This window comes from Streptomyces sp. SID5643 (genome assembly GCF_009872555.1).
Classification (GTDB): domain Bacteria; phylum Actinomycetota; class Actinomycetes; order Streptomycetales; family Streptomycetaceae; genus Streptomyces; species Streptomyces iakyrus.
Genome location: NZ_WWIC01000033.1, coordinates 1 through 12,591, shown reverse-complemented (window position 1 = coordinate 12,591; position 12,591 = coordinate 1). Strand labels below are relative to the sequence as shown.

At 66.6% G+C, this 12,591-nt stretch carries 11 protein-coding genes and 1 pseudogene; 4 read left to right on the top strand and 8 right to left on the bottom strand.

The annotated features are described in order from the left end of the window. The first annotated feature begins 164 nt into the window (after positions 1 to 164). On the top strand, positions 165 to 728 hold the full coding sequence (locus tag GTY56_RS03640; protein ID WP_346345406.1) for an RHS repeat-associated core domain-containing protein: 564 nt from the start codon (positions 165 to 167) through the stop codon (positions 726 to 728). Positions 729 to 1,526: 798 nt separating this feature from the next. Here the strand turns inward: GTY56_RS03640 and GTY56_RS39770 are convergent. Both GTY56_RS39770 and GTY56_RS40285 read right to left on the bottom strand, forming a co-directional pair. Continuing rightward, entirely contained in the window at positions 1,527 to 1,946 is a 420-nt protein-coding gene (locus GTY56_RS39770) for a hypothetical protein (protein ID WP_202509700.1), read from the bottom strand. A gap of 257 nt (positions 1,947 to 2,203) precedes the next feature. Continuing rightward, a complete protein-coding gene (locus GTY56_RS40285) occupies positions 2,204 to 2,389 on the bottom strand; it encodes a transposase (RefSeq protein WP_237524365.1) in 186 nt (61 codons plus the stop codon). 23 nt (positions 2,390 to 2,412) lie between these two features. Between GTY56_RS40285 and GTY56_RS41490 the strand changes: the two genes are divergently transcribed. Both GTY56_RS41490 and GTY56_RS03625 read left to right on the top strand, forming a co-directional pair. Next, positions 2,413 to 2,679: an LAETG motif-containing sortase-dependent surface protein gene (locus GTY56_RS41490; protein ID WP_524540071.1), complete on the top strand. Its 267-nt coding sequence runs from the start codon at positions 2,413 to 2,415 to the stop codon at positions 2,677 to 2,679. Between the two features lie 343 nt (positions 2,680 to 3,022). Further along, positions 3,023 to 3,577 carry an SMI1/KNR4 family protein gene (locus GTY56_RS03625; protein ID WP_161362390.1) on the top strand — a complete coding sequence of 185 codons (555 nt, stop codon included), beginning with the start codon at positions 3,023 to 3,025 and terminating at the stop codon, positions 3,575 to 3,577. 66 nt (positions 3,578 to 3,643) lie between these two features. Here the strand turns inward: GTY56_RS03625 and GTY56_RS03620 are convergent, their stop codons facing one another. The 4 genes from GTY56_RS03620 to GTY56_RS03605 all read right to left on the bottom strand — a co-directional run bounded on the left by GTY56_RS03620 (position 3,644) and on the right by GTY56_RS03605 (position 10,118). After that, complete coding sequence (locus tag GTY56_RS03620) at positions 3,644 to 8,041, bottom strand: golvesin C-terminal-like domain-containing protein (RefSeq protein WP_161362388.1); 4,398 nt, start codon at positions 8,039 to 8,041, stop codon at positions 3,644 to 3,646. 47 nt (positions 8,042 to 8,088) lie between these two features. Next, complete coding sequence (locus tag GTY56_RS03615; protein ID WP_161362385.1) at positions 8,089 to 8,352, bottom strand: hypothetical protein; 264 nt, start codon at positions 8,350 to 8,352, stop codon at positions 8,089 to 8,091. 227 nt (positions 8,353 to 8,579) lie between these two features. Beyond that, the gene (locus GTY56_RS03610) at positions 8,580 to 9,593 is read right to left on the bottom strand and encodes a hypothetical protein (protein WP_161362383.1); all 1,014 of its coding nucleotides are present in this window, start codon (positions 9,591 to 9,593) and stop codon (positions 8,580 to 8,582) included. A gap of 12 nt (positions 9,594 to 9,605) precedes the next feature. Beyond that, positions 9,606 to 10,118 carry a hypothetical protein gene (locus GTY56_RS03605; RefSeq protein WP_237524364.1) on the bottom strand — a complete coding sequence of 171 codons (513 nt, stop codon included), beginning with the start codon at positions 10,116 to 10,118 and terminating at the stop codon, positions 9,606 to 9,608. A gap of 361 nt (positions 10,119 to 10,479) precedes the next feature. Here GTY56_RS03605 and GTY56_RS03600 point away from each other — a divergent pair, with 361 nt between their 5' ends. Continuing rightward, complete coding sequence (locus GTY56_RS03600) at positions 10,480 to 10,773, top strand: hypothetical protein (protein ID WP_237524363.1); 294 nt, start codon at positions 10,480 to 10,482, stop codon at positions 10,771 to 10,773. A gap of 32 nt (positions 10,774 to 10,805) precedes the next feature. On the opposite strand, the gene GTY56_RS03595 is transcribed toward GTY56_RS03600, so the two are convergent. After that, positions 10,806 to 11,027, bottom strand: coding sequence for an IS3 family transposase (locus GTY56_RS03595; protein ID WP_161362381.1), 222 nt, complete (start codon positions 11,025 to 11,027; stop codon positions 10,806 to 10,808). 1,009 nt (positions 11,028 to 12,036) lie between these two features. Next, positions 12,037 to 12,591: pseudogene (locus GTY56_RS03590) on the bottom strand (SWIM zinc finger family protein); the annotation flags it as partial.

The window sequence follows — 12,591 nt, the reverse complement described above, 5'->3', positions numbered from 1 at the left end:
GAGCTACGACCTGGTCCACGCGGGCACGGACAACTCCGCGCGCACGAAGCTGGGTTCGACCTGGTGCCACCACACCGCACTGGGTCTGGCGTCCACGACGGCCAACGGCGTCGAACCGGATTCATCCGCGAACCGGCGGACACCTTGAACTCCATGACGCCTGGGTGCGGAAGTCCTACTACTACCTCACCGACGCCACCGGCAACGTCCTCGGCCTCGCCGACGACACGGGCAAGCGCACGCACACCTACGCCTACGGCCCCACCGGCCTGCCTCGCGGGACGACCACCGAGGCGGTCCCCCAGCCCCACCGCTACGCGGGCACGTACCTCGACCCCACGGGTCTGTACAAGATGGGCCACCGCTACTACGACCCGTCCCTCGGCCGCTTCACCCAGCCGGACCCGTCGGGGCAGGAGGCGAACCCCTACCTCTACGCCACCGACGACTTCATCAACAACACCGACCCGACGGGCCTGTTCTCAGTCGCTGATGCGGTGGGTGTTGTCGCTGGCACAGTGGCCGGCGGTCTCGGTGCAGCAGCTGTGGGTGCTGCGTGTATCGGTACTGCTGGCGCCGCGTGTGTTGGCGCTGCCGTAGTCACCGGCGCGCTCTGGGGCGCAGGGGGCGGCGCCGCTGGCGCCACCATTGCGGGCGGAACGCAGGCGGAGCGAGAGAACGGCATGTGGGGCGGCCTGATCGGTGGAGCAGTCGGCAGCTTCTTCTGAGGGAGAAACGTGTGAAACAGAAGAGTCCTAACACTCTGGCAGTCATCGGCAGTTGTGCTGCTCTCACCTGCCTTGTGGGAGTTGTTGCCACTGCGGCTGGACTTTTCGACTGGCCGATCTGGCAGTCCGCCGTGCTGTTCGCTGCGGTCGGCTTAATTGCGGGAGGAATCGCCGTAGCACGGAGAAAGTCGGTGTCCGGGAGTGGCGAGGATACGCGTTGACATCCGCGGCCAGTGAGAGGTTGTACGGACTTCAGAACGTGAACTGAAGCAACAGTACCTACCGCAAAGCGTGAGGGCTGGCCGCCAGGCGATTACCCGGCGTCCAGCCCTCACGAGGTGCACGAACGAAACGTGGACGGACTACAGCCAGCTCTCCGCCACCACGGCCGGTACGAGCTACGACCTGGTCCACGCGGGCACGGACAACTCCGCGCGCACGAAGCTGGGTTCGACCTGGTGCCACCACACCGCACTGGGTCTGGCGTCCACGACGGCCAACGGCGTCGAACCGGATTCATCCGCGAGCCGGCGGACACCTTGAACTCCATGACGCCTGGGTGCGGAAGTCCTACTACTACCTCACCGACGCCACCGGCAACGTCCTCGGCCTCGCCGACGACACGGGCAAGCGCACGCACGCCTACTCCTACGCCTACGGGCCTGTACAAGATGGGCCACCGCTACGCCCCGCCCCCAATAGCAGGACCGGTGGCTGGCGCAGCTGTTGGTGGCTGCGTAGGCGGTGCTGTCGGGGAGAGCGTGACCGATGGTCCGCACACTGACTCCGCAAAGGACTTTAGAAGAAGTGCTTGCGTCCACCGACCGCACGACCGGTCGCACCCAGGATCCACAGGATGGCGCCAACGAGAATGAGGATGCCACCGATTGTCGTCAGCAGACCCATGCCGACAAGCAGGCCGATGATCAGCAGAATAAGGCCAAGAATGATCATTTTAAACCCCATCGTCAATTCCGGCTCAGGCGCGTGTATGTACTTCACAAGGGCCTGAGTTCGTCCCTTGGTGGGAAGATCCCGACCAGCTCCGAATGCCAGGACCTCGGTGCGATAGCCCTTGTGCCCGGCGACACGGTGTTCACGCCTTCCTTCGAGAACTTCGTTCAGTACGCCATCTCCTCGACCGTCCTCTGCTCCAAAAGCCCTTCCACCCCGGACGGTCTGGACGTTGGTGACGGAGACACCGGGCAGCGGCGCCAACGAGCAGGTCCTCAGGTTTGAGGGCTTCTTCACCCTCGCCAGCCGGGCCCTGGGTGACGGGGCCGAGGGCGCGGCAGGAGACGGTGTGCGGGATGCCGTGCTCGGTCCTGTTGTAGCTGATCGCCCCGGCCACGGCGGCCGGGTCCGCCGCAGCTACTTCACCCACAGGACCATGCAGCGTTTGAGGGCATCGCGCTCCATCCCCAGCTCCCTGTTCTCCTTCTTCAACGCCACGTTCTCTGCCGTCAGCCGGGCGATCAACGCGTCCTTCTTTCCGGCATGGCCTTCTCGGCCCGCTTCGCCCGCGAGACCCAGCTCGCCAGGCTCCTCTCGTTGATCCCCAGATCCTTCGCAACCTCAGGGACCGGCTTCCCGATCTCCGTCACGATGCGTACGGCCCCCTCACGAAACTCCGCCGTGAACTTGCGGCGCTCCTCCGCCATGACAACCAACATCCTCTGCTGTCATGAGGGGATGCTCAGCGCTCAGCGGGGCCACGCCCTCCGCCTCGGGCATCGACACACCGGATTCCGGCTCCTCGCCCGTGGCAGCGGCCCCGTTCCGGAACTCCATGCCGAAGGCGCCGACGGGCTCTCTCGCTCACACCGGAGCCGACGCCACACCGTGGCTGATCGGCGGCGCGGCCGTGCTCATCGCAGCGGGCGGAGGCGTTCTCCTCCTGGCACGCTGCAATCGCACGGACAGTCCCACCGACGACTCCACCGAGAGCTGACCGGCCTCACACACCTCTCCACGACTCCGAGCCCTCGGATTCCACAGCCCGGAATCCGGGGCCCTGTCGTCCACGAGCGCGCACGGGCCTCGATACGCTGCCGCAGTGATCGCCCCCTCTTCGCTCCCCGGCATGACACGTAGCCGAGAGGTGGTCCCATGACGCCGTGGTCTGCTCTCTGCGCCGTCCACGGCGTACATTCGCGCAGTCGTGACGGTGGTGTTCGAAGACCAAGGCGGTCGGAGGGTCCGGACTGCGCTAACGTGCCGATCTGAGCCGGGAGGGAGATTCCATGTCTCATGCGAATGCTGTCAGGTCGTCGTGGGCCAGGATTGTCCGGTGGTTGGAGGAGAACGCCCCCGCCAGTGCGCAGGCGCTCAATCCTCCGGCCACCGAGGCCGATATCCAAGAACTGCGTGATTCCCTGGGATGCCAAGTCCCCGAGGTTCTGGAAGCGTGGCTGCGGTTCAACAACGGCAGCACCGCGAAGGATGCCAGAATCGCGATTCCGGGAGGGGTCCGGCTCACCCCCCATCTTGATTCCAAGATCTTCCCCGGTGGTGAGGTGTTTCTCGACTGCCGGAGCATCGTCGACCGGTATCAGAACAACCTCCGTATCGCCGAGGACATCGGCGATGAGGACTGGTGGGAGCCTTCATGGATTCCGGTCCTGGCCGAGGCGGACGCCCACTACGGACTGATCCTGGACGCGGGGCAGAGGGACGGGAGCGTCCCAGTGCTGGCCTACCGCGAGACCGACTACCCGAAGAGGTATGCCTCGTCGCTGGAAGAGCTGCTGTCAGGCGTGGCCGACATGCTGGAACACGGCCGTGGAGACGGTGTGCTCACGCGTGGGCGCCGGGCGTCCGTCCAGGATGGGCGGGTGGTCTGGGACTGAGTCCGTACACGTCGGTGGGGGCCGGGTGGTGATCCGCCCGGCCCCCACCGACGTGCGATATCCGCGTTACGGCTTCTGTGCGTCAAGCCAGTAGTTGTCGCCCTCGAGGACGCGGTTGTTCCTCCGGAATGTCGGGAAGAGGCTCATGGACTGTGTGTTCTGGTTGTTCGACATGCTTGACCTGCCGCACGGCTCCGTCCAGGTTGGCACGTCGTAGCGCGCGTCGGGTATCAGCCGCCACAGCCCGTCGCTGCCCTTGACGGCGATGGTGTTCACGCATTCATCGCCCGAGGCGACGGTCTTGAGGTTCTGGCCGCCCCATGCCTTGGGGATCGCGGCGCTCTGCCAGCTGGCCGCGAAGGGGAACTCGTCGCAGCTGGGGACGTCACCGGATCCCAGGTTGTCCGACATGGTGGCCAAGGGGCTGCGCTGCCACGCTGTCGGGCAGATGGTGTCGCGGTTGTGGTCGACCAGGCTCTTGGTGCTGGTCGGAGGGTCAGGCACCAGAACGTCGTCGGCCAAGAAGGTCAGCGGAGTGTTGCCCCGCAGACCGTAGTGGCCGGGGAGCTTGTTCTGGATCAGCCACGCGTGCGCGGCGGCCGCCGGGAACTTCTTGGAGTTCATGACGTACGTCGGCTTGTAGCGGCTGAAGACACAGCCGGGTGTGGTCCCCACCTCGACGTCGCAGCGGACGTCCAGTTCCTGCTTCTCGACGTCGACGGAGTTCACCGTGGTCGCTCCGTTGGCAGCGCCCTTGACGGTCCAGAGGGGAGAGATGGCACTGCGGTCCGTCCCCTTCGTCCACTTGATCTTCGAGATCGCGGTGGCTGTGTGGAACTCGCCCTTGACCCAGGTCTTGCTGCCGGTCCAGACCGGCGTGTCCGTCTGGCAGTAGCCGCGGCAGTTGAAGTCGACGTCGATTCGGGCGCTGGTGACGGCCGGGTCCATCGACTTCAGGGTGATGTTCACCCTCTGGGTGAACGTGTCGCTCTTGACGTCGAGATCGATCTGCTGCTGGTAGTCGAAGATGGCGTTGCCAGCCGGGGTGCCGTTCTGGAAATACGTGATGCCGATGTCGTCCCTGATGCACGCCTGGGTCCGGGTGTACGTCACCGACTTCGTGGTCACGGAGCAGGTGGCGGTGGCGTCCGCGGTTACCTGCGCGCCGCTCATGGAGGCGCTGTCCGCCCCGGTCGACTTGAGTGAGGTTCCGACGATCGGGAAGAAGCCGCCCGGGATGGTCTCGGGGGGCTCGATCGCGGCCGGCTCCGGCGCGTTCGGGTCGGCGTCCCCGAAGGTCAGATCGGCCGGGATGCCGGAGTAGTCGCCCGGGACGAACGCGATGGCGTCGAAGGCGATGTCCTTGGAGCCGTCGCCGCCGTTGAAGTTGTCCAGGCTGACCTCGGGAACGGCGTCGTTGAACTGGTAGGCGCCCAGGTCGACCCACTTGTTGGACTGGTTTGCGTCCTGGGAGATCGCCTTGACGGTGGTGCCGTGTCCGTGCTTGATGCGGTATTCGGCCTTGGAGGTCTGCGCCCCGTGGTCCGGGATGTGTGCGTAGACCTTGGCCTGGCCGTTGTGCTCGGTGATCTTCTGGCCGAGCTTCCAGGTGCCGGTGACCTTCATCCGGTCGCCGGGCGCCGGGAAGGATTCGGGGGAGCGGGTGTGGGTGAACCAGAAGTGGTTGCCGTACGCCGCGCCGATCTGGTGCGTGTCGATCTTGCCGGGGTAGGTGGTGATCGTCTGCCCGGTGTCGGCATCGGTGATGTCGGATGGCTGGTAGGTGAAGGTGAACGTGCCGTCCGACTTCACCGCCCCGCATCCGCGTGAAGCCGATCCCGCCGGGGTGGTACCGCTCGGCACATCGTCCACGATCAGCGCGTTCGAGGGCAGGCCGCTGCTGCAGCGCGGCGGGTAGGAGTTGGCGTCCGGCTGTTCCGGATACGAGGTGTTGAAGCGGTGGACCTGGTGGCCGCACTGGGCCAGCCGGTCGCAGTCCTTCCACTGGGCCGACTTGTCCCACCAGCAGTGCAGCCAGTGCGGGTTGGTTTCGGAGTCGCCCGCGTCGAGCTGGCAGGCGCCCATGCCGGGATCGTTGGAGTCGTTGTCGCCGATCTTGGACGGCACGCAGTTGTTGGACGCGTCGCAGAACGTGTCGATCGGCGGTTTGACGCTGCTGCGGTACGCGTTGCTGTTCCACCAGGCGGCCAGGTAGCCCGGTTTGAAGTCGCCGGGAGCGAACATCGCCGAAATCGGGCGAGCCGCCCAGCCGAGGACCTTCTCCTCATAGGGCCAGTCCTGCGGGTGCGCGGCATGGCTGTAGTCGTCCCTGGACGGGTCCGTGGCGTGTTGCAGGAAGGGGACCCGGTTGGCCTTCCACAACGGGTTGGCCGGGTTGTTGGTCCAGCCCAGCCCCTTGTGCCCGGCGGAGTCAGCCGTCTCGTAGAAGCCGGAGTTGTACGCCCACAGGGCGAAGAACCAGTTCTCGATCCACTTCGGATGGCCGTCGTTGACCTTCATGCCGGCGCGGTAGGTCTGATTCCACTTGTCGGAGAGGATCTGCACGCCGTAGGCGATGTTGGCGGTGTAGTCCAGCGCGACGGCATCCTGGGTGAGCGGGGACAGCGCCGTCTCGCCCTCCTTCTCCTTGCCGGCCAGCCGCATGCCGTCAGTGGCCTGGGTGATGCCGTAACCGCAGTCCGCCTCGGAGAAGTTGATGCGCCACGGGTCGGCCTGCGTACCGTCGGAGGCGTACTGGGTGCCGTAGAAGTTGCCGACGAGGCTGTTGGCGGTGACACCGGGGACGGCGAACCGGGTGGCCTGCCACATGTTGGATTCCTGCGCGGTGACGCCGAGCATCACCTGCGAGGGTATGTGCCAGCGGTCGGTGACGTCGGGGTCCTCGTTGTCCAGGGTGCCGTTGGGATCGCCGGCCAGCACGATCGGCGGGAACAGGCCCTGGGGCTGGTAACCGCCCATGCCGGTGTTCTTCCAGTTCGGCGAGCGGTAGAAGTCCAGCTCACCGACGACGGCCTGGTCCACGGCCCATTCCACCTGACGGGGCGTGGGCTGGAACGCCTGCTTCTTGACGTCGTTGCGAGCGACCGCGCAGTAGCGTTCGCCGGCGCCCTCGGACGGGCTGTCCGTCGTGCCGGTGATGAGCTGGGTGCGCATCGTCTGAGTGGACATGCCCTCGCTGTCACCGCTGACCGACGGCTTCGCGGATGAGCCCTTCCCCGCCCGCAGGCCCAGCGCCGGGGAGAGCCGGCTTCCGGCCTCCGCCCGCCCGGCGGACAGCTGAGGTGTCGCGTCCAGCTCGGTGCGCTTGCCGGTGGCGACCACGTCCAGGGTGATCCGCGCGTCGCGGACCTGCTTGGCGTCCTGGGGTGTGATCAGGCTGGTCTTGCCGTCCGCCCAGGAGGTGGACACGCCCGCGTGCCCCAGGCTCGACATGCGGGCACCCTTGGCGAGATGCCCCGGGTTCCTCACCGGTCCCGGCAGGGTCCCCGTGTTTTTGGCCTTACCCGTGAGGAACACCGTGCCGCCGGGGGTGGCGGACAGGTCCCAGTCGGTGAGCTTTCCTTCGGCCACCGTCTTCGGGGTGGTCTTCTTGCCCTTGACCTGTGTGGCGTTCAGCCGCTTGGCCCAGGACTTCGCCCTGGTCTTCTTCGAGTCGGTTTCCCGGTCGATGAAGGTCACGCCGTCGCCGCTGTCGGCCGCGATCTGGAACGGCACGTGCTTCGTCACGGCAAGGACGGTTTCCTTCCGCCCGTTGATGCGGACGAGCCTGTTGCCGTGGCCGGCCACGATGCCGTGCCGGGTCGGGACGGCCGAGGTGACCTGGCCGGGGAAGGCGGCCGGCTTGGACTGTTCGCCGGTGGCCGCGTCCACGGTGATCAGACGGGTCTTCTGCTCCTCGTCCCCGTCGTGGGTCAGCTGGGTGAACACCGCGTCGTCCCCGGTGCCGCAGCCCGGGGAGAAGTAGGCCAGCGACGCGGTGAACGGCAGCTTGGTGACCTTGCCGCTGCCCAGGTCGACGACGGCGGTGAACGCGCCGCGCACCATCAGCTCGGGCTTGTTGGTGAACGTCCGGGGTGCGTAGGCGACGGCCGCGTACTTCCCGGACCCGGTCACGCACGCGTTACCGATCCAGGAGTCCGCGTCGAATCCGTCTTCGCGCAGGGTGGCTACGGTGGTGAACTTGTAGCCGTCCTTCTCCTTGCCTGTCAGGACATGGAATCCGGTGCCGTCGCCGGAAGTGGAAAGGGCCACGTCCTTGGAAGAGGAGTGGTTGTCACCCAGGACAGCGGCACGGTCCTTCTTGCCGACCTCGCGGGGCTTGCTCGTAGCTTTCGGCAGGCTCTTGCCGCCTTGCACGGCGTTGTCGGGGACCTCCGGTCCCTGAGCCTGCGCGGAGATGGACAGTGACGAGGCGAGAAGCGCAGTCGCTGCCGTTATCACCACCGCGCGTTGCCTCTGTCTTTTACGCACAGTAAGAAGCGCTCCCTCTGCTATTTTCGGTCGACGATCGGAGTGAACTCATCGACGTAGATCTTCGGAATCCGCGGGGCCGGACCCATGTCTTCCGAGCCGATCACCGCCTCCTTCCTCCCGGTTTCGCCCGGAGGGACATCCTGAAGCCAGAACCGGTTATGCGCGGTCCATCCCTCACCGTCAGCGATGCTGATCTGGACCGAGTACGTCGCATCCCGCTCGTAGGTATTGGCCACCTCGATCTCGGTACGTACACCGCTGCTTTCCGGCGTGGCACGCACGACCAGGTCTCCGTACTCCAGGACACGCGTGCGGCCTTCGGAGTGCACCGAAGCCACAGGCGATGGACGTACTTGCGGACTGCTCTGCTCCGCGCTCGGTGTCGCCGGCCGCTGCGACGCGGGGGCCCTGTCGGCGGCGCCGTCCGTACACCCGGCGGCCAGCACGCACACCGCCATCAGGGACAGTGCCCGGACCACCCACGGCCCGGGCACTCCTGCACCAGCCTTCACTGGGCGGAAGCCGCCATCTGCTTGCGCGCGGCAGCGACTTCCGTGCCGTGCTGCTCCTTGATGCCGGTCAGCCGGCTCTTGTTGTCGGTGATCTGCTTGTTCTGGATCGCGGACTCCACCTCAGACCAGATCTTCACCAGGTCCGTCTGCTTCTTGCAGTCGATGTCGTCGACCGCCAGAGCGATGGACTCCTGCGACGGCTTGCCGTCGTGGGTGACACCTTGGTCCATCGCCTTGTACGGGTCGGCAAGTCCCTTGTGTCCCTTGCCGTCCATGCACGAAGACCACGCGGCGATGGCCTTGATGACCTTGTCGTCCTTCATTGACTGCACCAGGCTGTCCCCGGCGAGCTGCGCCACGAAGGTCGGGTCGGCTTCTTTCACGCCGAGTTGAGCCTTGGACCAGCCGATGCAGCCGCCCGCCCTCAACTTCTTTCCGTTGTACTCCGCCCGAGCGGGCTTCGTCTGGCCGGGGCCGGTGAACGCCGATCCCGTCTTGACTCCCTCCGGGGCCTGGGGCAGTTCGGGCTTGGTATGGCCGGTCAGGACCTCGACCTCGACACCGGACAGGTCACGCATGGTCTGCTTGGTGTGCTCCTGCAGCGCCGGGGGGAGTTCGTAGCCGTACTTCTCGGCCTGGGCCCGGTCGGTGAGGCCGTAACGGCGTTCGATGTTGGCGTCGTTGTCACTGGGAGGCGGGTTGGCACCCGCCCGTGGCAGCGTCAGGTCGATGCCGTAGTCCTTCATACAGGACTGCTGGAGCTCGTTGGCGGCCTGCTCAACGGTGACCTGGTCCTCGTAGGAGGCCATGTACGCCTCCAATGGAAGGGTTAGATCCTTGGTCAGGCCACTCGTGGGTATCTTCTCCGGCCAGTTTTCCTTGTTCACGATCGGTTTGCCGTCGGCAACGTTGTCCGCGGTGTCCGCGGTCGTGCCGGCGGAGCAGGCGCTGACCAGGAGAGCTGAAGTGGCCAGGGCTACTGCGGTGGCGGTCCGCTTGATGTGCTTCACGGGCGTTCCTTCTCAGGCGAAGTGGGAGGACGCGTTGTTGTTCTTCAGGGCGGAGATCAGGTTGGTGATGTTGCAGTCCCCGTAGGGGCCGTTCTTCGCGAAGTACTGAGATGTACCGCCGTAGCCGGAGTTGTAGTACACGCGGTAGTTGTCGTCTCGGGCGCAGTTCTGCACGGACGCCGCGTTGTTCTTCATGTACTGGCCGTTTCCGTTGCCGCCGTTACCGAACACGTACCGGTAGGTTGTCAGTGTCGACCCCTGGTACTGGCTGGTACCCCAGTGGTCGCTCACGTTGCTGTAGTACACCGTGAACGCCGACTTGTAGTAACCGCCCTGGACGGCGATTTCCTTCGAGTTGTAGAACAGCCACAAGTCCCCCTCCGTGCAGTTGATCCACGGAACGTCACAGTTGTCCATGACGTTGTAGGTGGCCGCCTGGGCGGGTGTGGCGGTAGCGAGCAGGGCAGTCGCGGTGACGGCGAATGCGCCTGCGGCGGTCTTCGCGCGTAGCGAGATGAGCTTCAAAAGTGGTCCCCTCCCCTGGTCCGGCGCACCTAGGGTCCGCCGGAACACTGATCAAGCGACTGGGCAGCCCAGTTGCCTGGACCCGCGCGCTCAATACTGGCCCGATTCGCGGGAGTTACGTGTGAAGATCGCAGGCCGTCGGGAAGGTATCACGGCATGCTCATGACCTTCGAGCCTCGTTATGTTTTCGTGAGCGGAGAGGGCGGTCTGTCTTCCTGCTGCTCACGCGCCCGTCACCGAGCGCCTGTCGCGGCGCTCGTTCCGATGCCCGTCAGGCGTCACCGGCGCCGAGTTGGTCGGCGTACGGCGAGGCAGCGGCCAGGACTTTCTCACCGAAGTCGGTGAGCCGCATCCGACGCCCATGCTGGCCGCGATCAACAGCTGCCCCTGGCAGGCTGAGCGCATTTCTCGCCTGGCCGAGCGGCCTTACGATCTCCGGCACGCGGGAATCTCGTTCAGGCTCTACTCCGGAGTGGATACGGCCGAGTGCGTCCGGCACGTCGGCCAGACCATCGAGGTTCTCTTTCGCCACTACGCCAAGTTCCTTGACGGCCTTCGAGAGCAGGCGAACCGTCTCATCGAGCGGTCCATGAACGAGTGGCAGCGCGTCAGCCGAGGTGTGTACCCGAGGGCCGAACCGGGATTTGGTCCGTGACTGAGATTCCCCCGCTGTGCGGTAGGAGGTGATCAGCCGGTCGGAGCAGGTTGACGGGAATTCAGGTTCGTCGGCTCGGCCGTCGCCTGCTTGGTGTAATGCTCCTCCTTGGACTCGATCGGGCTGAGCCAGCCGAGCCGTTCCTGGATGCGCCGGCTGTTGTGGAAGCCGTCGATGTACTCGAAGAGCGCGAGGTTCGCCTCGGCCCTGGTCGCGAAGACGCGACCGCGCACGCACTCCGTCTTGATCAGCATTCACAAGTTTTCCGCGAGAGCATTGCCGCACGAGTCCCCGACGGAACCTATTGATGCCTGAACTCGCGCTCTCATGGGGCGAGTTGTCAGACAGATGGACGTGTACTGACGGCCGTGGCCGGCATGATGGATGAGCCAGCCGACCTCGACCTCGCGGGACGCGGGGCGTACTCCAGCGTGCCACGGCACCAGGTCGGCGTCGGCTCGTACTCCGTCCGCGATCGGAATGCGCCATGCAGCCGGGCTTGAGCCGACCGCGGCCGACAGCCATGCCCAGGGCGTCGACGACCAGGAACGCGCGGTGGCGGCCGGCCATCGAGTAGCCGACGATCTCGCGCGTCGCCAGATCGCCAGGTCGCCAGGTCGCCAGGTCGCCAGGTCGCCAGATAGAGCCAGCCCTCGTCGGCGGGGATGCAGGGGATGTCGCCGACCAGCTTCTCGCCCGGCGCGCTCGCGGTGAAGTTGCGGCCGATCAGATCCTCAGCGGGCATCGCCTTCTTCGCCGGGCGGGTCAGTGAACGGCGTTTGCGCCGCCCCCGTCTGCACTGCATCCCCGCGAACCAGTCCGCCAGAGGTGCCTCGCGTGTCACGCATGTGTCACCAACCCCGTAGACGCTCCCGGATCTCAGGGAATCTGCCCGCGCAAACGGTGTCATTCCAGACCGTGTGGACGCCCGGAGACGGCTTCTACGACACGTGCCACGTCGTGCCGAGCCAGGGCCCGAGGATGAGAACAGGGGCGTCTTCGGGGCCGTCGAAGCGGTACTGGAGGGCAGGGGTCGTGGTCTCACTCACCGCTCCGCGCTAACCGCCCGTTCCGACATGTCTCACGCGGGTCCCCGGATCCCTGCACCTGGCTCCCGGATATCACCGGTGCACCCTCACACCGCCTTCACTGATGTGCCCGGGGAGCGAGGGGTGCGAGAGCTGCGAGAGCTGCGAGGGCGCGGGCGGGAGCGCATGAGCGAGTGCGGGGGCGCATGAGCGAGTGCGGGGCGCCGGGGCGTCTTCAGTAGTCGCTCGGCAGACCGAGGCCGGTGAGGGCGCCGACCGGGTCCAGGTCGGGGGTGCCTCTCGGCCACCAGTCGTCGTGACCCGGCTCGGACTCGTAGGCGTACCAGAGCCCGTCGCGGCCGAGGCGGAGCTGGAGGTGGCCCCGGGGGTGGGTGAGGTGGTTGCGCCAGGGGCGGAAGGCGGGCAGGTCGGCGGCGAGCAGGAGGGGGCGGGCCCGGTCGAACCGGCCGGCCGGCGGGTCCCACGGCTCCTCCAGTACGGCGAGGCCTTCCAGCCCTCCCTGTCGCCAGGCGGCGACCGCCCGGGCCAGCTCGGACGGGGTGCGGCCCGCCGCCGAGGCGAGGGACGCGTAGAGCGACCGGGTGCCGGCGGTGAGCCCCGCCCCGGGGCGGGCCGCTGCCAGGCGCACCGCGTCCTGCCAGAAGGTCAGCTGCCCGACCGGGTCACGGCCGGTGCCGAGCAGGGCGTGGGCGCGGGCTGCGGCGTCCGTGGCGAGCTGGTCCAGCGCGAAGGGGTCCGGGCCGCCGGGGGCCGCGGGGTAGGCCGGCGG

Excerpts from the sequence above, each read along its gene's own strand:
- GTY56_RS40285 (WP_237524365.1), bottom strand. The coding sequence starts at position 2,389 with ATGGCGGAGGAGCGCCGCAAGTTCACGGCGGAGTTTCGTGAGGGGGCC.
- GTY56_RS41490 (WP_524540071.1), top strand. The coding sequence starts at position 2,413 with ATGAGGGGATGCTCAGCGCTCAGCGGGGCCACGCCCTCCGCCTCGGGC.
- GTY56_RS03600 (WP_237524363.1), top strand. The coding sequence starts at position 10,480 with ATGCTGGCCGCGATCAACAGCTGCCCCTGGCAGGCTGAGCGCATTTCT.
- GTY56_RS03595 (WP_161362381.1), bottom strand. The coding sequence starts at position 11,027 with ATGCTGATCAAGACGGAGTGCGTGCGCGGTCGCGTCTTCGCGACCAGG.